We start from the raw sequence: 485 nt of genomic DNA on the forward strand, positions 1-485 counted from the left end.
GCCGACCGTCAACCTGAATTCACTCAAATCGACTTGGAAACCTCGTTCTTAAACGAGGATGAAATCATGGACATCACTGAAGGCATGGCCAAACAAGTCTTCAAAGATGCCTTGAATGTAGATTTGGGCGACTTCCCACGCATGCCTTACTCTGAAGCCATGTTCTACTACGGCTCTGACAAACCGGACATGCGCATCAACTTGAAATTTACCGAATTGACCGATCTGATGAAAACGGAAGAATTCAAAGTCTTCCGTGGTGCAGCCGACATGAAAGGCGGCCGCGTAGTCGCTCTGCGTGTACCGAACGGCGCGAAATTCAGCCGCAAAGAAATCGACGAATATACTAAATTTGTCGGCATCTACGGCGCGAAAGGTCTGGCATACATCAAAGTAAACGATATCAGCAACCTTTCCAACGGCGAAGACAGCGGCCTGCAATCTCCAATCGTGAAATTCCTGTCCGAAAACGCTCTGAAAGAAAT

General features: G+C 47.8%; 1 protein-coding gene. It reads left to right on the plus strand.

All coding sequences use genetic code 11. The features are described 5' to 3' along the window. The coding region (locus ACTHUM_RS19150; protein WP_440403861.1) for an amino acid--tRNA ligase-related protein at positions 1–485 on the plus strand (485 nt) is incomplete at both ends.

This window comes from Neisseria sp. P0021.S006 (assembly GCF_051956895.1).